General features: G+C 71.2%; 25 protein-coding genes. 5 read left to right on the top strand and 20 right to left on the bottom strand.

Annotation, left to right across the window (positions count from 1 at the left end; all coding sequences use genetic code 11):
* Positions 1-16 precede the first annotated feature (16 nt).
* Positions 17-1,000: a stage II sporulation protein M gene (locus Vse01_RS11070; protein ID WP_093406561.1), complete on the bottom strand. Its 984-nt coding sequence runs from the start codon at positions 998-1,000 to the stop codon at positions 17-19.
* Between the two features lie 41 nt (positions 1,001-1,041).
* Between Vse01_RS11070 and Vse01_RS11065 the strand changes: the two genes are divergently transcribed.
* Positions 1,042-1,935, top strand: coding sequence for an RDD family protein (locus Vse01_RS11065; RefSeq protein ID WP_232511307.1), 894 nt, complete (start codon positions 1,042-1,044; stop codon positions 1,933-1,935).
* Positions 1,932-2,087, top strand: coding sequence for a hypothetical protein (locus tag Vse01_RS11060; RefSeq protein ID WP_170863481.1), 156 nt, complete (start codon positions 1,932-1,934; stop codon positions 2,085-2,087). Before Vse01_RS11065 ends, Vse01_RS11060 begins: the two co-directional genes overlap by 4 nt.
* A gap of 115 nt (positions 2,088-2,202) precedes the next feature.
* Here Vse01_RS11060 and ahcY read toward each other — a convergent pair whose 3' ends face one another.
* From ahcY to Vse01_RS11020, 8 genes are all read right to left on the bottom strand, one after another.
* Positions 2,203-3,702, bottom strand: coding sequence for an adenosylhomocysteinase (gene ahcY / locus Vse01_RS11055; protein ID WP_093406556.1), 1,500 nt, complete (start codon positions 3,700-3,702; stop codon positions 2,203-2,205).
* A gap of 292 nt (positions 3,703-3,994) precedes the next feature.
* The gene (gene manA, locus Vse01_RS11050) at positions 3,995-5,152 is read right to left on the bottom strand and encodes a mannose-6-phosphate isomerase, class I (protein ID WP_093406553.1); all 1,158 of its coding nucleotides are present in this window, start codon (positions 5,150-5,152) and stop codon (positions 3,995-3,997) included.
* 3 nt (positions 5,153-5,155) lie between these two features.
* Positions 5,156-6,109 carry a cation diffusion facilitator family transporter gene (locus tag Vse01_RS11045; RefSeq protein ID WP_093406550.1) on the bottom strand — a complete coding sequence of 318 codons (954 nt, stop codon included), beginning with the start codon at positions 6,107-6,109 and terminating at the stop codon, positions 5,156-5,158.
* Positions 6,106-7,302 (bottom strand): SIS domain-containing protein, encoded by a 1,197-nt coding sequence (locus Vse01_RS11040; RefSeq protein ID WP_093406547.1) that lies wholly within the window; start codon positions 7,300-7,302, stop codon positions 6,106-6,108. The genes Vse01_RS11045 and Vse01_RS11040 overlap by 4 nt, the downstream gene beginning before the upstream one ends.
* The gene (locus Vse01_RS11035; protein WP_093406545.1) at positions 7,299-7,481 is read right to left on the bottom strand and encodes a Trm112 family protein; all 183 of its coding nucleotides are present in this window, start codon (positions 7,479-7,481) and stop codon (positions 7,299-7,301) included. Before Vse01_RS11035 ends, Vse01_RS11040 begins: the two co-directional genes overlap by 4 nt.
* Positions 7,482-7,543: 62 nt before the next feature.
* A complete protein-coding gene (locus tag Vse01_RS11030; RefSeq protein WP_093406688.1) occupies positions 7,544-8,923 on the bottom strand; it encodes a phosphomannomutase/phosphoglucomutase in 1,380 nt (459 codons plus the stop codon).
* A gap of 69 nt (positions 8,924-8,992) precedes the next feature.
* Entirely contained in the window at positions 8,993-10,384 is a 1,392-nt protein-coding gene (locus Vse01_RS11025) for a hypothetical protein (protein WP_170863480.1), read from the bottom strand.
* A gap of 124 nt (positions 10,385-10,508) precedes the next feature.
* Positions 10,509-10,775, bottom strand: a complete 267-nt coding sequence (locus tag Vse01_RS11020) for a hypothetical protein (protein WP_093406542.1) — start codon at positions 10,773-10,775, stop codon at positions 10,509-10,511.
* A 145-nt stretch (positions 10,776-10,920) separates the two neighbouring features.
* Here Vse01_RS11020 and Vse01_RS11015 point away from each other — a divergent pair, with 145 nt between their 5' ends.
* A complete protein-coding gene (locus Vse01_RS11015) occupies positions 10,921-12,120 on the top strand; it encodes an SUKH-3 domain-containing protein (protein WP_093406540.1) in 1,200 nt (399 codons plus the stop codon).
* A 76-nt stretch (positions 12,121-12,196) separates the two neighbouring features.
* On the opposite strand, the gene Vse01_RS11010 is transcribed toward Vse01_RS11015, so the two are convergent.
* From Vse01_RS11010 to Vse01_RS10985, 7 genes are all read right to left on the bottom strand, one after another.
* Entirely contained in the window at positions 12,197-12,874 is a 678-nt protein-coding gene (locus Vse01_RS11010; protein ID WP_093406537.1) for an RlpA-like double-psi beta-barrel domain-containing protein, read from the bottom strand.
* Positions 12,875-12,994: 120 nt separating this feature from the next.
* Entirely contained in the window at positions 12,995-13,630 is a 636-nt protein-coding gene (locus tag Vse01_RS11005; RefSeq protein ID WP_093406535.1) for a M15 family metallopeptidase, read from the bottom strand.
* A complete protein-coding gene (locus tag Vse01_RS11000; protein ID WP_093406533.1) occupies positions 13,627-14,751 on the bottom strand; it encodes a D-alanine--D-alanine ligase family protein in 1,125 nt (374 codons plus the stop codon). The genes Vse01_RS11005 and Vse01_RS11000 overlap by 4 nt, the downstream gene beginning before the upstream one ends.
* Positions 14,748-15,782, bottom strand: coding sequence for a threonine ammonia-lyase (locus tag Vse01_RS29310; protein ID WP_232511306.1), 1,035 nt, complete (start codon positions 15,780-15,782; stop codon positions 14,748-14,750). Before Vse01_RS29310 ends, Vse01_RS11000 begins: the two co-directional genes overlap by 4 nt.
* Before the next feature lie 19 nt (positions 15,783-15,801).
* On the bottom strand, positions 15,802-16,977 hold the full coding sequence (locus tag Vse01_RS29305; RefSeq protein ID WP_232511305.1) for an acyltransferase family protein: 1,176 nt from the start codon (positions 16,975-16,977) through the stop codon (positions 15,802-15,804).
* Between the two features lie 273 nt (positions 16,978-17,250).
* Complete coding sequence (locus tag Vse01_RS10990) at positions 17,251-18,309, bottom strand: sensor histidine kinase (RefSeq protein WP_093406531.1); 1,059 nt, start codon at positions 18,307-18,309, stop codon at positions 17,251-17,253.
* Entirely contained in the window at positions 18,306-18,971 is a 666-nt protein-coding gene (locus Vse01_RS10985; protein ID WP_093406528.1) for a response regulator transcription factor, read from the bottom strand. Before Vse01_RS10985 ends, Vse01_RS10990 begins: the two co-directional genes overlap by 4 nt.
* Positions 18,972-19,215: 244 nt before the next feature.
* Here Vse01_RS10985 and Vse01_RS10980 point away from each other — a divergent pair, with 244 nt between their 5' ends.
* Positions 19,216-19,449, top strand: coding sequence for a DUF433 domain-containing protein (locus tag Vse01_RS10980; RefSeq protein ID WP_093406526.1), 234 nt, complete (start codon positions 19,216-19,218; stop codon positions 19,447-19,449).
* Complete coding sequence (locus Vse01_RS10975) at positions 19,446-19,823, top strand: DUF5615 family PIN-like protein (RefSeq protein WP_093406523.1); 378 nt, start codon at positions 19,446-19,448, stop codon at positions 19,821-19,823. The genes Vse01_RS10980 and Vse01_RS10975 overlap by 4 nt, the downstream gene beginning before the upstream one ends.
* Positions 19,824-19,848: 25 nt before the next feature.
* On the opposite strand, the gene Vse01_RS10970 is transcribed toward Vse01_RS10975, so the two are convergent.
* From Vse01_RS10970 to Vse01_RS10955, 4 genes are read right to left on the bottom strand one after another with little or no spacing between them, the layout of a single operon-like run.
* Entirely contained in the window at positions 19,849-20,661 is an 813-nt protein-coding gene (locus Vse01_RS10970; RefSeq protein ID WP_093406521.1) for an ABC transporter permease, read from the bottom strand.
* Positions 20,658-21,557, bottom strand: a complete 900-nt coding sequence (locus Vse01_RS10965; protein WP_093406518.1) for an ABC transporter permease — start codon at positions 21,555-21,557, stop codon at positions 20,658-20,660. Before Vse01_RS10965 ends, Vse01_RS10970 begins: the two co-directional genes overlap by 4 nt.
* Complete coding sequence (locus Vse01_RS10960) at positions 21,554-22,705, bottom strand: ABC transporter ATP-binding protein (protein WP_093406516.1); 1,152 nt, start codon at positions 22,703-22,705, stop codon at positions 21,554-21,556. Before Vse01_RS10960 ends, Vse01_RS10965 begins: the two co-directional genes overlap by 4 nt.
* Position 22,706: 1 nt before the next feature.
* Complete coding sequence (locus Vse01_RS10955) at positions 22,707-23,891, bottom strand: polyamine ABC transporter substrate-binding protein (protein ID WP_093406513.1); 1,185 nt, start codon at positions 23,889-23,891, stop codon at positions 22,707-22,709.
* Between the last annotated feature and the right edge of the window lie 329 nt (positions 23,892-24,220).

Genomic DNA, 24,220 nt, shown 5'->3' with positions numbered 1-24,220 from the left:
CGCGTTGATCACGAGGTTAGCGGGGAAGTTGATCTCCATGAATGCCGTCAACTTCATGATCAACGGGGTGGGTGCGGGGGCCGAGGAGGAGGACGTAGGTGAGGAAGGCGAGCCAGATGGTGGCGCCTGTGGCGATGCGTAGGGGGGTCGGCAGGGGGGCGGGGGTGATGAAGGCCTCGATCAGCGCTGCGACGGCGAAGAGGGCGACCAGGCCGACGGCGACCAGCACGCCGTCGCGTCCCGCCCGGGCCACCGCCTGCCCCCGGGTCAACTGCTCCGGCGGCGCGATCCACGCCCACCCGATGCGCAGGCCCACCCCGGCGGCGACGAACACGCCGGTCAGCTCCAGCAGGCCGTGCGGAGTGATCAGGCCGAAGAAGACGTCCGCCCGGCCGTAGGAGACCATCACCCCGCCGACCACGCCGATGTTTATCGCGTTCTGCCAGAGCAGGTAGCCGACGGGCACGATCAGCACCCCCGCCGCCAGACACTTCGCCGCCAACCAGGCGTTGTGCGTCCACAGGTGGAAGGCGAACGTCGGCGCGGAGAACTCCGTGTAGTAGCCGGCGAAGCCGGACTCGACCAGGTTGGCGGCCTCGTCGTCGCCGATGAATGCCGCCGCCGTCTCCGGGTTGTCCGCCACGAACCACATCAGGGTGAAGGTGAGCAGGGTGAAGGCGGTCGCCACCGCGCACCACCACGGCGCCGCCCGCCAGATCGCGCCCGGCAGGCCGACCAGCAGGAATCGCCGTACGGCCGACCAGGAGGGTCGGGGCCGACCGGTGAGCCGCGCCCGCGCCCGCAGCACCACCTGGGACAGCTCGCTGACCAGCGCCGGGTCCGGCGAGCGGCTACGCAGTACCGACAGTTGAGTGGTGGCCCGCTGGTAGAGCGCGACCAGTTCGTCGACCTCGGCCGGGTCGAGCCGCCGCTGACCACAGAGCTGATTCAGCCGGCGCCACTGCCCGCCGTGCTCCGCCACGTACGCGTCGACATCCACCGGCCACCTCCGACCGCGCGATCATAGTGTTCACTGTCGGGGTGAGCACAGCGGCGCGAGCGTGGACCGCCCCGGGTTGGGGCGACGCCGGGCTGGTCAGCGGCGAGGCCGTCGAGTTGGACGTGCGGGCCGCGCGGGTCGGCTCCCGGGTGCTCGCACTCCTGCTCGACGTGCTGGTGCAACTGGTGGCCGGGCTGCTGCTCGCCGCGCTGGCCGGGCTGGCCCTGGCCGCCCTGCCGTACGGGATGCTCGACGCGGCGATGGAACGCGCCCTGCTCACCGTCGGGCTCGTCCTGCTCCTGGTCGGCTATCCGGTGCTCTGTGAACGGTTCAACGACGGCCGGACGCCGGGCAAGGCGGTGGTCGGGCTGCGGGTGGTGAGCCTCGACGGCGCTCCCGTCGGGTTCCGGCAGTCGCTGACCCGGGCGCTGGTCGGGGTCGCCGTGGAATGGCCGGGTCTGGTGCTGCCGCTGCTCTCCTGGGCGGTCGGGCTGACCGTGATGCTCAGCGACACTCGTGGCCGACGTCTCGGCGACCTGGCGGCGGGCACCCTGGTGGTGCACACCCGGCCCGCGACGAGGTGGCGGCCGGTTCCGGCGACGGTGCCGGAGCTGGCCGGTTGGGCGTACTCGCTGGATCTGAGCCGGCTGGACGCGGGGCTGGCGCTGGCCGTCCGGCAGTACCTTGCCCGGGCCCACGGGTTCAGCGAGCCGGCGCGCGGCGAGTTGGCCCGGCTGCTGTGGGGGCAGGTCGCCGCGGTTACCAGCCCGCCGCCACCGGCCGGGCGATCGGAGGTGGCCTGTCTGGCCGCCGTCATCGCCGAGCGGCACCGGCGGGCCCGTCGCCTCCTCGCCGGTGAACGCACGCTCACCGAGGCACTGTGGCAGCAGTTCCGGGCCACTCCCACCGATGATCCACCTGGGCGGTCGGCATGAAGGGTTTCGGGCCTTGGCTCGCGGTGCTCGCGGTGGTCGTGCTACTCAGCGCACTGCGGCTGCGCACCCTGGCGGCACTGGTGTCGGTGGCCTGGCTGCTCTGGTGTGTCTGGACGTGGATCCGCCCCACCCGCCGCCGCCGTACCCGCTGACCACCGCTCACCGGCCCGGATGGTCAGGCGGCAGGCCGTGACGTCGTCCGCCCCGACGGGGACGGCCACCTCCGGGGTCGGCCGGTGCGGTCGGCCCCGGAGGTGACGTCGATGCTCAGTAGCGGTAGTGGTCCGGCTTGAACGGGCCCTCCACGGCGACGCCGAGGTAGGCGGCCTGCTCCTTGGAGAGCGTGGTCAGCTTGGCGCCGAGCGCGTCCAGGTGCAGCCGGGCGACCTTCTCGTCGAGGTGCTTGGGCAGCACGTACACGCCGATCGGGTACTCGTCGGTCTTGGTGTACAGCTCGATCTGGGCGATCGTCTGGTTGGCGAACGAGTTCGACATGACGAAGCTGGGGTGGCCGGTGGCGTTGCCCAGGTTCAGCAGGCGACCCTCGGAGAGCACGATGATCGCGTGGCCGTCGTCGAACTTCCAGAGGTCGACCTGCGGCTTGATGTTCTCCCGGGTGACATCCGAGCGCTTCGCCAGGCCGGCCATGTCGATCTCGTTGTCGAAGTGGCCGATGTTGCCGACGATGGCCTGGTGCTTCATCCGGGCCATGTGCTCGTTGGTGATGACGTCATAGCAGCCGGTGGCGGTGATGAAGATGTCAGCCTGCTCGACCACGTCTTCCATGGTGGCCACCTGGTAGCCGTCCATCGCCGCCTGGAGCGCACAGATCGGGTCGACCTCGGTCACCACGACCCGGGCACCCTGGCCGCGCAGCGACTCAGCGCAGCCCTTGCCCACGTCGCCGTAGCCGAACACGACTGCCATCTTGCCGCCGATGAGCGTGTCGGTGGCCCGGTTGATGCCGTCGATGAGCGAGTGGCGGCAGCCGTACTTGTTGTCGAACTTGCTCTTGGTCACCGAGTCGTTGACGTTGATGGCCGGGAAGAGCAGCGTGCCGGCGCGGTGCATCTCGTAGAGCCGGTGCACGCCGGTGGTGGTCTCCTCGGTGACGCCCTTGATGCCGGCGGCGATCCGCGTCCACCGCTGGCCGCTCGCGGCCAGCGAGCGGTGCAGCAGGCCGAGGATGACCGCGTACTCCTCGGAGTCGGCGGACTCGACCGGCGGCACGGCGCCGGCCTTCTCGAACTCGGCACCCTTGTGGACGAGCAGCGTGGCGTCGCCACCGTCGTCCAGGATCATGTTCGGGCCGTCCCCGTCGGGCCAGTCGAGCACCTGCTCGGTGCACCACCAGTACTCCTCAAGGGTCTCGCCCTTCCAGGCGTACACCGGGACACCTGACGGCGCGTCGACGGTGCCCTCGGGGCCGACGACGATCGCGGCGGCGGCGTGGTCCTGGGTGGAGAAGATGTTGCAGGACGCCCAGCGGACCTGCGCGCCGAGCGCGACCAGGGTCTCGATCAGGACGGCGGTCTGGATCGTCATGTGCAGCGACCCGGTGATCCTCGCTCCCGCGAGCGGCTGCGCGTCGGCGAACTCACGCCGGATCGCCATCAGGCCGGGCATCTCGTGCTCGGCGAGGCGGATCTCCTTGCGCCCGAACTCGGCGAGCGACAGATCCGCCACCTTGTAGTCGCCCTCGGCGACAGTACGCGGCCGGACCTCGGACGACGTGCCAGTGGCGGACGCCGGGAGGGTGCTGGTCATGAAAGCTCCTGTCGGACGATGGTGCTGCGCAACCTCCCACCTTACGCGGGTTGACGGCGCGCGGTCGGGGTGGTTACGGACAGCGCACGGGGCGGCCGGTGTGGACGTGTGCCGCCCATCTCCGTCCGCCCCGTGCATCCCCCCGGTTTGGTTCCCCCGCGCGTTCTCGGACCATCGTCGCGATAACGCTACGCACCTATAGAGTCACACTGAGCAAGGGCTGAGTCAAGCTATTCCGGGAAAGTCGGACTTGTCGGTCGCCAGCTGACCTCACCCAAGAACCGAAGCCGACTCAGACCTGACCGGTGGAGGCGACGTACGTCTCACCCTCACCGGTGACCGTGAGTGAACTGCCAGCGGCTGGTCCCACCGCCGCCCGGCCGGAGCCGAGAGTCACTGGCGCCACCCCGTCGGTCACGGTGATCCGGCCGGCGGTGCAGAGCACCACCCGGGGGCCCGGCACCGCCAACGTCACCTCGGACCGACCGTCGCCGACGGTCACCCGGTGCAGCGCGAAGTCGTCCACCGGCACCGGCCAGGTGACCACCCCGTCGGCGACCTCCCGGGGCGCGACCACCGGCCGATCAAGCACCTCGAAACGGAGCACCCGCAGCAGTTCGGCCACGTCAACGTGCTTCGGGGTCAACCCGCCCCGCAGCACGTTGTCGCTGGCGGCCATCACCTCCACCCCGGTGCCGCGCAGGTAGGCGTGCAGGTTGCCGGCCGGCATCCAGATCGCCTCACCGGCGGCCAGCCGCACCCGGTTGAGCAGCAGGGCCACCAGCACTCCGGGGTCGGCCGGGTACGCATCGGCCAGCAGGGCCACCAGGTCCGCGTCCGGGCCGTCCGCCGCCCGGGCCGCCGCCACCAGGTCGGCCCGCTCCGCCGTCGGCCACTCCAGGAGCCGGCGTACGGCCTCGGCCAGTCCCGCCGGCCCGGCGGCCAACGCGTCGAGCACCGGACGCAGCTGCGGTACGCCCAGCGCGGCGAGCGCCCGCGCCGAGGCGGCGGGATCCCGGAACCCGCACAGCGCCTCCATCGGCCCGAGCGCCACCAGCAACTCCGGCTTGTGGAACGGGTCGACATAGTTGCGGTGCCCACCGGAGCGGGCCTGCTCGGCGGCGTGACCGGCCCGCGCCTGTTCGGCGTCCGGATGGGCCTGAAGGCTCAGCGGGGCCGCTGCGGCCAGCACCTTGAGCAGAAACGGCAGCCGGGGCCCGAACCGGTCGAGCACCGGGCGGCCGAGCCACTGGACGGGCTCGGCGGCGAGTACCTCGGTGAGCGCGATCCGCCCGCCGTCACGCTCGACGGCGGCCGGCGCGCCCGGATGCGCACCGAGCCACAGCTCCGCCTCGGGTACCGCGCTGGGCGCCGGCCGTCCCTGAAGTTCGGCGATCGCCGAGCGGGAGCCCCAGGCGTAGTCCTTGATCGGCCCGTACAGCGGTTCCACCGGTCAGCTCCCAGCGTGCCCGGAGGTGGTGGATGACCCGGCCGGGAGCCGGTAGATGTCCGGTTCGAGGTAGATGACCCGAGCGACCGGCACGGCGGCCCGGATCCGCTCCTCCACCGCGTCGATGCCCTGGGCCACCTCCTCGGCGCTCTCGCACCGCGACACCGCGACCTTCGCGGCCACCATCAACTCCTCCGGACCGAGGTACAGCGTCTTCATGTGGATGATCCGCTCCACCTCGGGGCCGGCGGTGACCGCCTGCTCGATGGCCGAGATGTCCGCCGGCTCGGCCCCCTCCCCCAGCAGCAGGCTCTTGGTCTCCACGGCAAGCACGATCGCGATGGTCACCAACAGCAGGCCGATCATCGCGGTGCCGGCCGCGTCCCAGCGGCCGTTGCCGGTGGCCAGGGTCATGCCCACCCCGAGCAGGGCGAAGACCAGGCCGACAAGTGCGCCGAAATCCTCCAGCAGCACCACCGGCAGCTCCGGCGCCTTCGACCGGCGAATGAACCTGGTCCACGACTCACGGCCCCGGACCAGGTTCGACTCCCTGATCGCGGTGCGGAAGGAGAACGACTCCATCACGATCGCCGCGAGCAGCACGGTCACCGGCACCCACTGCCAACTGGTGATGCCGTGCGGATCGGACCACTTGTGCCACGCCTCGTAGAGCGCGAACAGACCGCCCAGGCTGAACAGCACGATCGCGACGATGAAGGCGTAGACGTAGCGCTCCCGCCCGTAGCCGAACGGGTGTTGCGGGGTGGCGGCCCGCCGGGCCCGCTTGCCGCCGAGCAGCAGCAAGGCCTGGTTGCCCGAGTCGGCGACCGAGTGGATGGACTCGGCGAGCATCGACGACGAGCTGGTCAACAGGAAGGCCACGAACTTCGTCACGGCGATGCCGACGTTGGCCAGCAGCGCCGCGATGATCGCCTTGCTGCCACCCTGGGTGCTCACTGGTTGGCCAGTTCCTTCATCTCGGTGATCGCCGGGACCGCCATCGGGTCCAGGCCGTGCGCCAACGCCAAATAGATCGACGCGAAGTCCGGCACCGCCACCAGGGAGGCGAGCCGCTCCAGCGCCGAACCGCCCTCGGCGGTGACCACGTCGCACCGTACGCCCCGCCGCTCGGCGAGGGTCTGCACCGCGTCCGCGCGCCTTTCCTCGACGGCGAGGGGCTCGTCGGCGTCGTCCTCGGCGTTCAGGCCACCGTCGCGCAACAGCACCAACCGCAGTCGGGTGCCCGCGCCGTCCGACTCGTCCGGATCGGCGAAGATGTCCCGCTCTCCCTCGGCCAGACCCCCGAAAACGCCATCGAGCAGGCCGACCCGGCCGCGCCCCGCCTCGCCGAGCGCGCCGGTGACCACCGGGTACCGGGCGTTGGCCGACAGGGTGTCGCCGAAGCGGCGTGCGGCGACCGCCGCCAGCGGAGACGAGCCCCACACGATCGGGATCGACCCGGCCAGCCCGAGGGCGAGAGATTTCGCCGGATTGACGAAGGATTCGGCGGTGGGGCGACTGCGGTCCGCGTCGGCGTCCAGCCGGGCCGCCGTCTCCGCCAGGTCCGCCTCGTTGACCTTGACCAGGCCCAGGGCCCGGGCGGCGAGCAGGACCGGCACGGTGAGGCCCCAGAGGCTGGCCCGGGCCGGTGCCCGCCGGGGTACCGGGATGAACGGGGCGCGGGCCCGCTCGGCGACCGAGTGCAGTTGCGAGTCCGCCGGACCCACCGCGACCAGCCGGGCACCCCGCCGGTGAGCGGCCTCGGCGGCACCCAGCGCCTCCGGGCTGCGGCCGGAGGCGCTGACCGCGATCACCACGTCCGCCGCGCCGACCCAGCCGGGCACGCCGGCAAGGCGGTGCGCGATTACCGGCACCGGGCAGCGCGGCCCGGCGACCGTGGCCAGCACGTCACCGGTCCGTCCGGCGGTGCCGATGCCGGCGATCACCACCGCCCGGGGACGTCCGTCGTCGGCGAGTACGGAGAGGTTCGCCTCGGCGGCCAGGGCGGCCGACTCGCGTACCTGTGCCCCCGCCGAGGCGGTGTGCCGCAGCATGCCCCCCGGATCGCGCTCGGCGAGCGCCTGCGGGTCGTCGAGCAGTCGTTCGTCGGCGTTGCGGTGCCCGCTGACGCCGGCGGTTCCGTCGATCACGATCCCTCCGCAGGGCCGCGCGCCTCGTCCAGCAGCAGCACCGGCACATCGTCGCGGACCTCGAAGATCCGGCCGCACTCGGTGCACGTCAGCGTCTGGACCTGCGCGTCGTAGGTCAGCGGGGCATGGTGTGTGTCCGGGCAGGCAAGGATTTCCAGCAACTGCGGGTCGAGGGCCACTGCGCGGCTCCTTCCACGTGTGCGGCTTCACCGGCCGGAGGTGCCGACCGGCGCGAGCGATCTTATCGGCGAACCAGGTCGAGCACCTCGTCGCGCAGTGCGGTCATCCGCTCGGCGGTCGGTGCCTCGACATTGAGCCGCAGCAGCGGCTCGGTGTTCGAGGCGCGCAGGTTGAACCACGCCCCATCGGCAAAGCGCAGGGTGAGACCGTCCATCTCGTCGGCTTCGGCCTCCGGGTACGCGGCACGCACCTCGGTGACCTTGGCCGCCTGGTCCGCCACCGTGGAGTTGATCTCACCCGAGGCGACGTACCGCTCGTACTCGGCGGCCAGCGTGGACAGCGGCAGCGGCTGCTCGCCGAGCGCCGCCAGGGTGTGCATCGCCGCCAGCATGCCGGTGTCGGCGAACCAGAAGTCCCGGAAGTAGTAGTGCGCCGAGTGCTCCCCACCGAAGACCGCGTTGGTACGCGCCATCTCGGCCTTGATGAAGGAGTGACCCACCCGGGCCACCACCGGCTCACCGCCGTGCTCCCGAATGATCTCGGGCACCGCGCTGGAGGTGATCAGGTTGTGGATCACCGTCGAGCCAGGGTGCTTGGCCAACTCCCGCGCGGCCACCAACGCCGTGATAGCCGACGGGGAGACCGGCTCGCCGCGCTCGTCCACCACGAAGCAGCGGTCGGCGTCTCCGTCGAACGCCAGGCCGATGTCCGCGCCGTGCGCCACCACCGCGCGTTGCAGGTCGACCAGGTTGGCCGGATCCAACGGGTTGGCCTCGTGGTTGGGGAACGTCCCGTCCAGTTCGAAGTACAGCGGCACGATCCGCAACGGCAGGGCCGCCAGAGCGGCGTCGCCGAGCACGCTCGGCACCGTGTGCCCGCCCATCCCGTTGCCGGCGTCGACCACCACGGTCAGCGGCCGGATGCCGGAGAGGTCCACAAGCGTGCGCAGGTGTGCCGCGTAGTCGGGCAGCAGGTCGCGCCGCTGCGTCGGCGCGGTCGGCTCACCGATCGGCTCGTCCTTGTCGAGCAGGGCCTGCGCCCGGTCGCGGACCTCGGCCAACCCGCTGTCCTGCCCGACCGGGCGGGCGCCGGCGTGACAGAGCTTGATGCCGTTGTACTGCGCCGGATTGTGGCTGGCGGTGAACATCGCGCCGGGCAGTCCGAGCGAACCGGAGGCGTAGTAGACCATGTCGGTCGAGGCGAGCCCGATCTCGATGACCGGGCGGCCCTCGGCGCGTACCCCGGTGGCGAAGGCGGCGGCCAGCCCGGGCCCGGAGGCCCGCATGTCGTGCCCGATGAGCACCGCCTGCCCCGGCTCACCGGCGGCGTCGAGCATCTGGGCGAAGGCGACGCCGAGGGCACCGGCGACACGCTCGTCCCACTGGTCCGGCACCGTCCCACGGACGTCGTACGCCTTCACGATCCGGGACAGATCAGACACCGGTTCCACTCCTCGCCTGCGGGACGTCAACGAACCTGAGCGTATCGGAGCGGCGGCACCCGCCCCGGCTCAGCCGCCGAGCCCGCGTCCGTACTCCGGCTCGTCACCCGTCCCGGCACCCGGCGACCGGTCCGGGCGCCCCGACACCCCGCCCTGACCAGGCTCCACCGGCGGCACCGAGGTCGGCGCGGCCGGCGGGCCCGAGGTCGGCGCGGCCGGGCCCGGAGGCGGTACGGGTGACCGGCCCGGGGGCGGTACGGCCAGGCCGGGCGTCGACGGTGCCGGCGGGGCGGAGGTGGGCGGTACGATCCGCGCCGGTGACACCGCTGCACGGGCGGACGTGACGGGTGGGACCGGGCCGGTCGGCGCCACCGGTCCACCCGGCCGAGTCGCCTCGGTCGGGTCGGCCGGCCGGGCACCGTACACCCCGCCGGTCGGCCGGGGCGCTGCGGTGCCGCCGGTCGGCCTGGGCTCTGCCGTGCCGCCGTAGACCCGGGGCGTGCCGGGCCGACTCGCCCCGTACGCCTGACCGGGCGTTGCCGGCGGCACGTTGCCCAGGCCGGGCGGCGATGCCGGTGCGGCATTCGGGCCCGGTGGGACCGGCAGGGCGCCCGGGGCGGATGCGACCGGCGCGGCGCCTTGGCCGCCGGACCGGTACGTGGTGCCACCCGGGTTGCGCGACGGTGGAATCACGAACCCGTCGGCCGGTTGTCCGCGATCCTTGCGGTCCTTGCGGGAGCGGTGGATCAGCAGCCCGATGAGCAGTGCGCCAGCGGCGACCATGGCGATACCGAAGTACATCACCGGCGACCCGCCGGAGGATTCACCGGCCGTCTGGGCGAGATCGTCCGTCGTCTCGGCGGCAAGCGCCACGGTGGGCGTGGCCTCGACGGTCGGTTCCTCGGCCACCTCCTCGCTGGGCGACGGCGACGGGGAGGGCGACGGGGAGGGCGACGCCGAGGCACGCCCGCCAACCACCCGCGACGACGCGGCGGCCCGGCCCAGCACGGCACCGCGCGCCGTGGTCGCCTCACCGGTCACCACCAGTCGGCCGCCGGGGGCATCCGCGGCGAAGGCGACGCGGTACCGCATCGCCAGACCCTTACCCTTGCAGAGCTCGTCCCGGGCCGGGGCGACCGGCGCGGTGGTGACCAGCCCCGTCGCACCGGAGATCCCGACCGGCACCCAACGGCCTCCCACGTTGGCCTGCACCGCCACCTGGTCGGCTCGTACGTCGGGCAGGCTCAGACCCAGCGCGGTGCGCACCCGCACGCATCCGTCGGTGCGCTTGCGCACCTCGACGGTCACACCCTGGGCGGAACGGCCCGCGGTGAAGCTGCCTGCCGAACGCACCCGCACCCGGTCCTCGTCGGCGTGCGCGGGAGCGCCACCGAGCGCCACCAGGGCACCCAGGAACACGCAGACCGTCGCGAGTCGCGCCGTGTGCCGACGTACCGACATGATCAACCACCGTTCCTCCCCCGACGGGGGAACGCCGGTCAGGCTACTACCGGGGCCTGACCTCGGCTGGCCATCGAGCACCCCGCATGTGCGCCGCACCACGTCGCGACGGGCCGCTCGGCGGTCATGCCGGACGGTCCGGACCCTCCCCGGAGCCGGACCCGCCAGCGCCGCCCTCGCCGCCAGCGCCGCCCTCGCCGCCAGCGCCGCTCGCGCCGTCCTCGCCACCCGTCGCGCCAAGTGCCAGCGCAAAGGCCACACCGAGGGCCACACCGACGCCGATGCCGGCAGCACCATCCAGGGCCGCCACCCCGATCACCATGCCGAGCAGGATGCCCGCCGGCCAGGCCCAGAGCCGCCGGTCACCGTCCTTCTTCTCCGGAGCTGCCATTCCGCGAGCGTATTGCCCCCCGTCGAGGCCCGCAGCGGGTGCCGCGCGGGCCGCTCGGCGCGGCAGAACGACCGCTCACCTCACGATGGGTAGGCTCCACCGCACACAAAGCCACGCAGCGACGTAGTCCGATAGGTTACCGGTTGTGATCGACCGCGAACAGGCAGAACAGCTCGCCGCGGTGTGGGCCCGCCGCGACTCGCTGCGCCTGGGGCACGAGTGCCGACCGACGGTCGTCGAGTTCGACCTCGGGTACGTCATCACCTCCACGGCAGCCACACAGGTCAGGCCACTTGCCGGCGATCTGCCCACGACCGTGGTCGACAAGCGGACCGGTGAGGTGAGCACCTGGCCGCGGGTCTCGCCCGACGTGGTGGCGCGGCTCTACCGTCGCAGCCGGGCCACCCGCCCATCGGCCCCGCGTACCGTGGATCCGGCCGGTCAGCTGCTACGCGAGATCCGCCGGTTGCCCGCACCGACCACCACCGCACGTCTCACCGTCGAGGGGCGGATCTTCACCGCCCAGGGCGCCAAGGGTGACGTGGAACTCAACCACCACCCGCTGATCCGCGCGTACCTCGACCGGCAGCCCGCCGGCCACCTGGTACGCGGCGGTTCCCGGCACGCGGAGTTCGTCGTGGTCTCCGACGTCCTGCACGAGTACGACCACCGCCGCACTGCCGAAGGCATCACCGCCATGAGCATGGGCGACGCGAAGGAGCTGCTGACGTCCGCCCGCATCGAGGTGTTTCAGGTCCGGGCGCCGGGCGATCCGCACGGCGGGCCAGCCGAACGACCCTGCGACTCCTGTCTGAACATGCTTGTCGAGTTCAGCGTTCTGCCCCCTGCTGAACGAGCCCACACCGAGCCCTGGCTTCCACAACCGGCTGCCGACCCGGCACCCGGCCGGTTTCCTGCAGAGGTGGCGCGGGCGCTGGTCGCCGCCGGTTGGCGGCCCGACGCCGACGCAGCGACCTCGGCAGGTCACCCGGTCGTCAGCAGCGGCAGGGCGCACGGGCACGCTGCCCTCAACGCCCTACCCCGACTGTTCAGCCGGCGGCGCGGCCCCGGTGAGCAGGTGTGGATCTCCCGCTTCGACATTCACCCCCGTGGGGTCGCCCAATCCGCCGAATCGCTGCATGACTTCGCGGCGGTGATCGGCACCCGGCTGATCCCGATCGGCACCGAGAGCCGGCACAGCATGATCGCAGCTGACGAACGGGGTCGGATATTCGCGCTGGACCAGGCCGGTGAGTGGTTCCTCGGGGCCGACTTCGACGCCGCGCTCATCACCCTGCTGCTCGGCCGCGCCCCGGCCCGGGTACGCGACGACGGCGGTTGGTGACACCGCCGATCGTCGCGCCGTCGCGCCGGGCGGCGTGCGTGACGGCCGCGACGTCTGGCGACAGTGGACCTGCGGCTCAGCCCAGCACCTCGACGATGTTGTTGCGTACCAGGTTCTTGCCTGGCTCCCGGACCTGCTCCATCGCGGCGGAGTTCAGCAGCACACAGCTGCCGGAAGGGCCGGTGACGGTGACCGTGGTCGCCCTGTTGTTGTCCAGGTTGGTCACCCGCAGCCGGGTACCGACCGGGAAGCGGTCACTCGTCGCGGCCGGTCCTGCGTCCTCCTCGAAGAAGGTGATCGCGCCCTGGCAGGCCGATCCGGCGACCGGGCGGGCCGCCGGCGGTGAGGCCGACCCCGGCCGGTCACCGATCACGCCCGGCTGTCCCGCGCCCGGCTGCGCGGCGGCACCGATACGCTCGACCACGTTGTTCCGGATCACGTTCTTGCCGGGCTCACGGACGAGTTCCATCGCGGTGGCGTTGAGCAGCACGCAACTGCCCGACGGACCGACCACGGTCACCTCCGCCGATTTGTCGTTGTCGAGGTTCGTCACCCGCAGCCGGGTACCGACCGGGAACTGGTTGCTGGTGGCGGCCGGTGCGCCCGCCTCGGCCGAGAACGTGATCGATCCCGCGCAGACGCTCTGCCGGCTCGGTGCGCTGTCAGCGAACCCCAGACCGGTGCCCACCGCCACCGTCGCCGCGGCGACCACCGCCACCCCCGCCGCCAGCACGTGCTTCCGCTGCAGCTTCACCTGTTTCTCCCGTCCTCACATCCTTGTGTTCGCGGGCTGGTACGGCGTGGGAGCGCTTTCCAGTTCATCGCCGTGACACTTATCGAAACAATGCTTCGAGTTAGCCGGTGAAGGCATCGGTCATACCGGCCCGTAACGGGTGTGTGGCGCACCGGTCAGCAACGCCCAGTAGCGATCTCCGTACGACCAGTGCCACCACTCGGTGGGGTAGTTCACCAGGCCGGCCCCACGCAGGGCGGCAACCATGATCTGCCGGTGCCGGCGAGCGTCGGGGCCTATCGACGACGCGGCGGTGAAGCAGGCGTTGTCGCTCGCCTCCGGGGTGGCGTCCACAGCGGTGCCCATGTCCAGCTCGACGCCGTCCGCTGTGCACAACGTCAGGTCCACCGCGCCTCCTGTGCTGTGCGGCGCCACCTCCACCGGGGAGACGAACTTGGTGGTCTCCCGGTACAGCCGCTCCGGCGACCAGTCCGGGTGGGCCCGCCGCAGTTCCTCCTGGTAGCCGGTGAAGATGTCAAGCTGTGCCTGGTAGGGCCGGTACCCCTCGACGATCAGCAGGCGCAACCCGTCGGGCAGTGCGCGCTGCGCCGTCAGCAACCGGTCCACCACCGGCTGACGCAACCGGGCGTACGCGCCGGCCGGATCGGCCGCCCGAGAATCCAGCCGCAGCTCGGGGAGATCGCGCAGGTCGACGAGCGGCTCACCGTCGTCGACGCCGGGTACCGCCGCGACCCGCGGATCGCAGAGCAGGATCATCGCTCGTCTCCCCCGCGGGGCCGCTCGGCGTGCCGGGCGAAGGCCAGCGCGACGAGACGGTCCAGGATCTCCCGGTAGCCGACGCCGGCCGCCGCCCACACCTTCGGGTACATCGAGTGGGCGGTGAAGCCCGGCATCGTGTTCAACTCGTTGACGTACAACTCGCCCGCGGCCTCGTCGTAGAGGAAGTCGACCCGGGCCAGGCCCCAGCCACCGATCGCGGCGAACGCCCGCACCGACAGCTCCCTGATCCGCTCGCTCACCTCCCGCGACAGCGGAGCCGGGACGACCATCGGATCGGTGTCGCCGAAGTACTTCTGGCGGTAGTCGAACCAGCCACCGCTGACCCGTACCTCGCCGACCGCTGAAGCGTCCGGACGGGCACCGCCGAGCACCCCGCACTCCAGTTCCCGGCCGCTGACTCCCTGCTCCACCACGACCACCGTGTCGTGTCGCAGCGCCTCCTCGATCGCCGCCGCCAGATCGTCGCCCTCGGCCACCCGGGAGATGCCGATCGAGGAGCCCATCCGGGCCGGCTTGACGAACAGCGGGCGACGCAGCCCCAGCACCAGCTTCTCCGGATCCTCAATGGTCCGGTACGTGGTCGCGTCGAAGGAGACGTGCGGGGTGATCGGCACCCCCTCGGCCCGCAACGCCCGCTTCATCGCCACCTTGTCCATCCCGACGGCGGAGGCGAGGATGCCGCACCCGACGTACGGCACGCCCAGGGATTCGAGCACCCCCTGCACCACCCCGTCCTCACCGAACGGGCCGTGCAGCACCGGGAAGACCACGTCCAACTCGGCGTGCACCGCGCCGGGCGCGTCCATCGCGGTCACCACCGCCGTACCGGCACGCGGCCCGGCCCGCAGCTCCACGGCCGGCCCGATCACCGTCAGCCGGTCGTCGATGGCCCGCTCCGATGTGGTGCCGGCCAGAAATCCGGACAGCGCCGCGTCCGGGACGAGCCGCAGCCCACCGGCGCGAGTGACCCCGATGGCGACGATGCGGTAGCCGCCGCCGGCCAGCGCCCGGGCCACACCGAGCGCGGAGGCGCAGGACACGTCGTGTTCCGCCGACGGACCACCGAACAGAATTCCAATGCGTACGGGCGCACTCATGCCACTGCCACCTCTTCCTTGAGTCGGGCGGCTGCCGCCAGTCGGGCGACCAGGTCCGCCTCCACGTTTCCGCCGGTCAGCACCACGCCGACCGTGCGCCGCCGCGCCCCGTCGTTGCCCAGCGCGCCAGCGGCGGCGAGCCGTAGCGCACCGGCCAGACCGGCCGCCCCCGACGGCTCGGCCAGCATCTTCAGCTCCAGCAGGAGCAGCCGGAACGCCTCGGCGATCTCGTCGTCGTCCACCCGGACCACGCCGCGCAGCCGGGTGCGCAGGATGGCGAAGGGCAGCTCACCGACACAGGTCGGGCGCAGTCCGTCGGCGATCGTCGGTGCCGGTGTGACCGGAACGGGCCGACCGGCCGCCAGGCTGCGAGCCAGCGAGTCGCAGCCATGCGGCTCCACCCCGTACACCTCGATCGGCCGACCGGCCGCGGCCAGGCAGGCACCGGCGGCACCGCCACCGCCACCGACCGGCACCACGAGGGCGTCGAGCGGGGTGCCGGCCCGTTCGGCCTCCTCGATCAGTTCGAGGCTGGCACTGCCCTGGCCGGCGATGACGTCCGGATGGTCGTACGCGTCGACGATCGGGTGGCCGGTCTCGTCACGCACCCGGCGGGCCACGGCCAGCCGCTCCTCGACCGTCGTACCGGCGAGCACCACCCGCGCTCCTGCCGCGCGGGCCCGAGCCACCTTCGTCGCTGCCGCGTCGACCGGAAGCACCACCGTGGCGGCCAGTTCGAACCGCCGAGCCGCGAGCGCCACCGCCACCGCGTGGTTACCGGTGCTCTGGGCGACCACCCCACCGTGCCCGGCCGCTGCCAGCCGGCTCACCGCGTAAAGCCCGCCGCGCATCTTGTACGAGCCACCGGCCTGAAGGTTCTCCGCCTTCAGCAGCACCCGGGCACCGGCCAACCGGTCGATGGCCGGTGCCCGCAGCACCGGGGTACGCAACACCCGGCCGGCCAGCCACCGGGCTGCCTCCGGCACGTCGATCGGAACCGGACCGGCTCCGGACGGATCAGTGTGTGACATGTCCTCTCCTTCAAATCGATCAGTGGGATGCCGTTTGTGCGAGCGGTTCTGCCGCCGACGGCGCGGACGGTCGGGAGGTCGGCCGCCGGGTGGCGTTGCCCCGGACCGGCAGGTCGAACAGCCACGACGCCCGGACCGCCAGCAACAGCCGGTGCAGGCCGAGGCTGATCGCCAGCACGGCGACGGTGAGCGAGAACGGGAAGCCGAGGGCCAACGCGAACCGGACAGGTTCGTCCAGACCAGCGATCGGCTCGGCGATCAGTCGATGCAGCAGCGCCAGCACCGGCATGTGGAGCACATAGATCGGCAGCGTCTGTCGGCCGAGGGCGGCGAGTGGCTCGCCCACCACCGGCCGTCGGGCCAGCCGGACCGCCACGGCGATGCCGAACAGCACCGCGAGGACGGAGACCAGCGGCGCCACGCCGGGCAGCCGAGCGGTGCCGGTCGCCGCCACGGCAGCCAGCGCGACGGCGTACGCCGCTCCGGCCAGCAGCAATCGTCGGCCGGTGACGGCGTCGGCGAACCGAAGGACGTGCCCGCGCAGGTGCAGCCCGGCCAGGAAGAACACCAGGTTCTGGTACAGACCGCCCCGGTTGCCGGGGGTGTCGAGCAGCCCCGCCGCGGCTACGGCGCTCAGCGTGCCGGCGGCGACCAGCAGCACCGCCGGATGGCACCGTCGCAGTGCCTTCGCCAGTACGAAGTACAGCGCCAGCGCGTACAGGTACCAGAGGTTGGACGGGGTGACCGTCAGCTGTGCCAACAGGCCACCGAGGTCGCTCGCCCGGTCGGTCGGGAAGTCCGGGGCGAGAGCCAGAACGGCAGTGTGGATCATCAGCCAGACGCCGTACAGGTAGAGGAAGCGGGCGGCCCGAGGCCGGGCGACCGACCGCCAGGGCCGCTGCACGGCGGTCGCCGCGAGCATGCCGGAGATGGTGAAGAACAGCGGCATCCGCATGGGTAGCAGCAGTTCGCCGAAGGTCCCCCAGGCACCCAGGACCGGCACGTCCAGCCGCCAGTCGATCTGGAGATAGTCCTTGACGATCACGTGCCAGAGCAGGACCAGCAGGATGCAGCCGCCCTTGGCGACATCCACCCAGGTCAACCTGGTGCCGGCTGAGACCGGCCCGGTGCCGGCACCGCCGGGGACGGGCCGGCCGACGGCCGACTCGACCACGGCGTGTTCGCGGGTGGTCATGGGTCTCTCCTCTCCGTCTCTGTCAGGCCGCCAGGCGACTGGCACGCCGCTGCTGTCCGCTGGCCCGCGGCTCAGGTCTCCGGCCCGCCCAGCGAGGTCGCGCGCACGCCGGGCAGGTCGCCGGCACGCAGGCCGGGTCGGTTCCCGGGCACGGCGGAAGCGCTCGTCTTCCGGGCCTGCCGACGCCGTTTCGCGGGCACGCTGAGGGTCGGGTCGCCGCGGATGCGGCCCCGTACGTCGGGTGGTGGCTCGGCTGCCGGCTGGGCGGCCGGGTCAGGGTGCGGTGGGTAGTTGGACGTCCACCCGCAGCCCGCCGTACTCGGCCGGGCGGGCGGCGATCAGGCCGTCGTGGGCCTGCGTGATCGAGCGAGCGATGGCCAGGCCGAGGCCGGCGCCACCGCTGTGATTCGTCCGGTCCCGGGCCAGGCGCCGGAACGGTTCGAAGAGACCGGCGACCGCCTCGGCCGGCACCACCTGGCCCGTGTTGACCACCGTCAGGGCCGGGTTGCGACCGACCGCGACGGTGAGGGTGCCGCCCGGCCGGTTGTACTTGATCGCGTTTTCCACGAGGTTCGTCACCAGGCGCTCCAGCAGCACCCGCTCGCCCATCACCCTCCGAGGTTCCAGATGGCTCTGCACCGTCAACCCGGCCTCGGTGATCCGGTCCTGGTGCGCGGCCAGGACCCCGGTGACGATCTCGTCGAGCCGCTGGGGGGTACGGGATCGCAGCCCCTGGTCGCTCTCACTTAGCGCGAGCAGCCCCTCGATCAGCCGCTCGTTGCGTTCGTTGGTCTCCAGCAACTGCCCGGTCAGCAGTTCCAGCTGTTCACCGGTCAGCGAGCGGGCCATGCCGACCTCGATCAACGTCCGCTGCACCGCCAACGGCGTACGCAGCTCGTGGGAGGCGTTCGCGGCGAACCGCCGCTGCCCCTCGTAGCCGGCGGCGATGCGCTCCATCATCTCGTCGATGGACCGGGCCAGCCGGGCAAGTTCGTCGCTGCCGCGCGGCCGGAGCCGGTGACCGAGATTCTGCGGCCCGACCTGCGCGATCGGCCCGGCCAGATCCCGCACCGGCCGCAGGCACCACAGCGCGGCAGCCCAGATCCCGGCGACCGAGAGCACGAGGAGCACCAGCCCGGTGAGCGGGACGGCCAGGCCGGCGAGGTCCCGCGCCGGCTGGCACACCAGACCCACGCCGGGCAGCCCGGTGTGGCAGAGCCTGCTGACACTCACCCACAACTCGCCGAGCACCGACGTCGTCAGGCCGGGCAGGGCGTACCCGACGAGCAGGGCGAGCACGCCGACCAGCACGACCCGCCAGCGCGGCGTCACTCGGCACCACCGATCCGGTACCCGGCCCGGGGCACCGTGTGAATGACCTGCGGCTCACCGAGCTTCTTCCGCAACGTCATCACGGTGACCCGGACCACGTTTGTGAACGGGTCGGCGAACTCGTCCCACGCCTGTTCCAGCAGTTCCTCGGCGCTGACCACCCGACCCTCGGCGCGGAGCAGCACGTGCAGCACGGCGAACTCCTTCGGGCTCAGGCTGACCGGCCGACCGCTGCGGGTGACGGTGTGCCGGGCCACGTCCAGGACGACGTCATGCGCCTCCAGCACCGGCGGGACGGCCGGGGCGGAGCGCCGACCCAACGCCTGCACCCGGGCGACCAGTTCGGCGAAGGCGAACGGCTTGGTCAGGTAGTCGTCGGCGCCCAGCCCCAGGCCCTCCACCCGGTCCCTGATACCGGCGGCAGCGGTGAGCAGCAGCACCCGCGTACCGGAGCCGGACGCCGCCAGGCTGCGGCACACCTCATCGCCGGTATGTCCCGGCATGTCCCGGTCCAGCACCGCGACGTCGTACCGGTTCACCCCGACCCGCTCCAACGCTCCGTCACCGTCGTAGCAGACGTCCACCGCCATCGAGAGGCGACGCAGCCCCTCCGCAACGGTGTCCGCCAACAACCGCTCGTCGTCCGCCACCAGCACCCGCACGCTTCCGCTCCCCGTGGTCCTCGCTGTCGGGCCTACGTTCTCAGGCAGGAGTTAAGGGTTCTGTAAGTGCCCGCCGCAGCAATACTCCACGTAACCGCGCCAACTCCCGACCTTCGAGAGTGACCTGCATCACCGAGAGGGTGCGCCTCGCCCGGCACCGCGCCCATCGCCCTTTCGACGAGGAGCGCTGCCGTCGTACCTGCGGCGCGGCAATGATTCCCTCATGAAGCCGTAGAATTCAGCTATGGCTATCGAGCGGATCACCGTCGACCCGGGGCGCATGGGGGGTCTTCCCTGCATTCGAGGCACGCGGGTCACAGCGACCGCTGTGCTTGGTCAACTCGCCGCCGGACGCACGATCGATGAGGTGCTCGACGATTATCCGTACCTCGATCGGGAGGACGTGTTGGCCGCCCTGGAGTTCGCCGCAGCCGCCGTCGCCGAGCGCGAGCTGCCGATCCGGCCAGCAGCCGCGTGAAGTTCCTGTTCGACGCGAACCTCTCACCACGGATCGCCGTTCGCCTCGCGGAGGTCGGCTACGACGCTTCTCACGTCGTTGACCACGGGCTGCTGGCGGCCTCAGACGAGAAGATCGCCGCCTTCTCAGTCAACGGTGGTTACGTGATCGTGTCGGCCGACACCGACTTCACGACGATGCTCGCGCTCAGCGGTCACACCGCTCCGTCGCTGGTGCTCATGCGGTCGATCGACAAGCAGACTCCGGCGGACCAGGCCGCACTGCTGATCGCGAACCTGCCGACGGTAGTTGACGAGCTACAGGCCGGTGCCGTTGTCACCTTTGCGCGCGGACATCTCCGGGTACGGCGGCTTCCCCTACGCCCGAAGCACTGACGACGCCGTCGCCGGTGATCCGGGTTCATGGGACTGGTGGCCGCTGTCCGCCGGCCCTCGCCGGTCGCGCCAACGAGGTGGCCAGCACCAGTAGCAGCGCGACTCCGAACATGGCCGTGCCGATGACGTTGACCTGCGGTGGGATGCCCCGCTGGGCGGCACCCCAGACATACATCGGGAACGTGACGGTGGTGCCCGAGTTGAAGTTCGTGACGATGAAGTCGTCGAAGCTGAGCGAGAACGCCAGCAGGGCGGCGGCCCCGATGCCGGGTAGCACCAGCGGCAGGGTGATCCGCCGGAACGTCTGCCACTCACCGGCGTACAGATCCATCGCGGCCTCCTCCAACCGCCTGTCCATCCCGGTCAGCCGCGCCTTGACGGTCACCACCACGAACGACACGCAGAACATGACGTGGGCGACGACGATGGTCCAGAAGCCGAGCGGCACCCCGCCGGAGACGAAGAGGGCGAGCAGCGAGGTGCCCATCACCAGCTCCGGCGTGGCCATCGGCAGGAAGATCAGCACGTTGAGCCCGGACCGACCCCGGAACCGGTGCCGGGCCAGGGCGAAGGCCATCAGCGTCCCGAGCACGGTCGCCGCCACGGTGGCGAGGAACCCGATCTGTACGCTGCGCAGCACCGCGTCGCACATCTCCGAACTGGCGCACGGGTCACGCCAGTTGTCGAGGGTGAACTCGTTGAAGTCGTACGACAGCCGGTTGGACGGGCGGTTGAACGACAGCGCGGCGACCACGGCGATCGGCAGAACCAGGTAGCCGAGCACCAGCAGCGCCACGCCCAGCACCCAGTGCTCGGCGAACCAACGGGAGATCCTCACAGGATTTCCTCCGTGCCGGTACGGCGCAGGTAGCCGAAGACCACTGCGAGGATCGCCGACATCAGCAGGAACGACAGCGTCGCACCCTGCGGGTAGTCGAGACGGACCAGGAAAGCGGAGTCGATGACATTGCCGATCATGTACTCGTTCGGGGTGCCGAGCAGTTCGGCGTTGATGTAGTCGCCGGTCGCCGGGATGAAGAAGAGCAGGGTGCCGGCGATCAGCCCGGGCATCGACAGCGGCAGGGTGACCCGGCGGAACGTCGTCAGCGGGCTCGCGTACAGGTCGCTGGACGCCTCCAGCAGCCGACGGTCGAGCCGTTCCAGGCTCGCGTACAGCGGCAGCACCAGGAACGGCAGGAAGTTGTACGTCAGGCCGAGCACCACCGCGACCGGGGTGGCCAGCAGTCGACCGTCCGGACCGAGCAGGTGCACGTCGCGCAGCAGCCCGACCAGCGCGCCGTTGTCCGACAGGATCGTCTTCCAGGCCAACGTACGCACCAGGAAGCTGGTGAACATCGGCGCGATCACGCAGACCAGCAGTAGGTTCTTCCACCGGCCGGCCTTCTGCGCGATCGCGTACGCCAGCGGGTAGCCCATCAGCAGCGCCAGCACCAACGCGATGCCGGCGTACAGAAAGGACCGTCCGAACTGCGGCCAGTACGCCTGCAACGCCGTCGGATAGTTACCAAACGCCCAGGTCAGCGCGTACCCGGTGGAGAGCGAGCCGGTGGGGTCGTAGAGGCTGGCCGCGGCGAGCTGCACCAACGGCACGACGAAGAAGAGGAACAGCCAGGCGGCACCCGGCAGCAACAGCAGGTACGGCAGGAGCCGGTACCGCCCCGATCGGGCAGCCGGGGGTGATGCTGGCCGCCCGGCCTCGCTTCGCGGGCTCACGGGGACGCGCCGACCGGCTCGTTCCGGACCGGCATGGTGCCGTCCGCCTCGTCGGCGCGGCGGCCGAGCAGAAAGGCGTGCTGCGGATGCCAGTACGCCACGGCCCGCTCGCCGACCGCGAAGCGCTGCTGGGCACCACTGTTGGCGACGAAGACGCTCAGCTCGGTCCCCCAGCCGGTACGCAGCAGGTACTGGGTGCTCACCCCGAGGTAGGAGGCGTCGATGATCGTTCCTTCGAGGTACTGGTTGCCGGCGGGCACCTGCACGGCCGCCCCGGCCAGATGCAGCTTCTCGGGACGTACGCCCAGAAAGACCGGGCCCTGGTCGGTGCGGGACCGCGCCGACGGCACGGAGAACCGCGTGCCGTGCGCGGTGACCAGCAGGTCGTCCCCGCTGCCGCCGGATACGTCACCGGCGATCAGGTTCGACTGGCCGAGGAAGTCGGCCACGAAGGCGGTCGCCGGGAACTCGTAGATCTCGGCCGGCGCGCCGAGTTGCTCGATCCGGCCGGCGTTCATCACCGCGACCGTGTCCGCCATGGTCATGGCTTCCTCCTGGTCGTGGGTGACGTGCACGAAGGTAATGCCCACCTCGGTCTGGATCCGCTTGAGTTCGATCTGCATCTGGCGTCGCAGCTTGACGTCGAGCGCACCGAGCGGCTCGTCGAGCAGCAGCACCTGCGGGTGGTTGATCAGTGCCCGGGCCAACGCGACGCGCTGCTGCTGGCCGCCGGAGAGTTGGGCGGGGCGGTGCCGTTCGTACCCGTCGAGCTGCACCAGGGTCAGCATCTGCCGCACCGGGCCGGCGACCGAGCGGATGCCGCGCCGCCGCAGCCCGAAGGCGACGTTCTCGAAGACGTCCAGGTGCGGGAAGAGCGCGTAGCTCTGGAACACCGTGTTGACAGGTCGTTTGTACGGCCGCAACCGGGAGACGTCGCGGTCACCGAGCAGGACCTGCCCGCTGGTCGGCTCCTCCAGGCCGGCGACCATCCGCAGCGTGGTGGTCTTGCCGCAGCCCGACGCACCGAGCAGAGCGAAGAATGAGCCCTGCGGAACGGTCATACTGAGGTCGTCGACCGCGGTGAAGGTGCCGAAGGTCTTGGTGAGGTTGGCCAGCGTCAGGTCGCCGGCCGGAGTCTCCCGCGCCATCTCACGCCCCGATGACCTGCTGGAACTTGCTCTCGTACTCGCGTTCCTGCTGCTCGTCGAGCGCCATGAAGACCCGGGACCTGGCGAGCATGGTCTCGTCCGGGAAGATCAGCGGGTTCGCGGCCAGCTCCGGATCGATCTTCTCCATCTCCGCCTGCGCCCCCTGCACCGGGCAGATGTAGTTGACGTACGCGGCGAGCTGAGCGGCGACCGCCGGGTCGTAGTAGTAGTTGATCAGCTCTTCGGCGTTGGCCTTGTGGCTGGCCTGGTTCGGCACCAGCATGTTGTCCGACCAGAGCAGCACCCCGGAATCCGGTGCCACGAACCTGATTCGTTCGTCTTCGAAGCCGAGTTGGATGATGTCGCCGGACCAGCCGACGCACGCCGCGATGTCGCCCCTGGCCAGATCCGGGGCGTAGTCGTTGCCGGTGAAACGGCGGATCTGCCCGGAATCGACGGCCCGCTTGAGCTTGTTGAGCGCGTCGTCGAACTGGGCGGCGGTGAAGTCCGCCGGATCGTGGCCGTTGGACATCAGCAGCAGACCCATGGTGTCCCGCATCTCGCTGAGCGCGGTCACCTTGCCCTTGAGGTCGGGACGGGTGAGCAGTTCGTCGACGGTACGGATCTCCCCGGTGACCCGGCCGTTGTAGGCCAGTCCGGCGAGGCCGGACTGCCACGGGACGGCGAACTGGTTCTCGGCGTCGAAGGGGCGGTTCCGCAGCGACGGCAGCAGGTTGGCCTCGACGTTCGGCAGCTTCGACCGGTCGAGCTTCTGGATCCAGCCGAGCCGGATCATCCGGGCGGCCATCCAGTCGGTGAGCACCATGATGTCCCGCCCGGTGCTCTGGCAGGCGGCGAGCTGGTTCTGCACCTTGCCGAAGAACTCGTTGTTGTCGTTGATGTCCTCGGTATAGGTCACCTGGATGCCGGTCCTGCTGACGAACCCGTCCAGACTGGGACGCTTCGACTCGTCGTCTTCGTCGACGTCCATGTACTGCGGCCAGTTGGAGAAAGCCAGCGTCTTCTCCGTGCCGGACAGATCCTCGCTGACGCATCCCTCCTCGGTCTGCTGCGCGGCGGGGGTGCCGCAGCCGGTCAGAGTGCCGCCGGCCGTGAGCAGCGCAGCCGAGCCGAGGGTGCCGGTGAGCAGGCCACGCCGGGTGAAGGGCCGGTGGGCACTACGCATGTGACCGTTCCTATCGATGATCGTCGGCGAGGCCGGGGGGTGGGCGTGCCGGCTGAGGTGTGAAAGTCAGCGGCGATGGACGAATGATCCTGACATGAGGCGCGGGTGCCAGCCACGCCCCGGGGCATCGCCTGACTCGCCCTGGCCCGCCACCGGCTGCCTGCTCCCCCAGGCCGCTTGCTCCACCCAGGCCGCTTCACCCACCAGGCCGCTCGACCACCAGGCCGCTTGATCACCCAGGCCGCCTGACCCGCTCAGGCCGCTTGATCCACTCGACATGCCGCATCCCGCGCCAACCAGGTCGCCTAAGACCGCAAGATGCCGCAACT

The organism is Micromonospora sediminimaris, from assembly GCF_016863575.1.
GTDB lineage: Bacteria > Actinomycetota > Actinomycetes > Mycobacteriales > Micromonosporaceae > Micromonospora > Micromonospora sediminimaris.
This window is presented reverse-complemented; position numbering and strand designations above follow the sequence as displayed.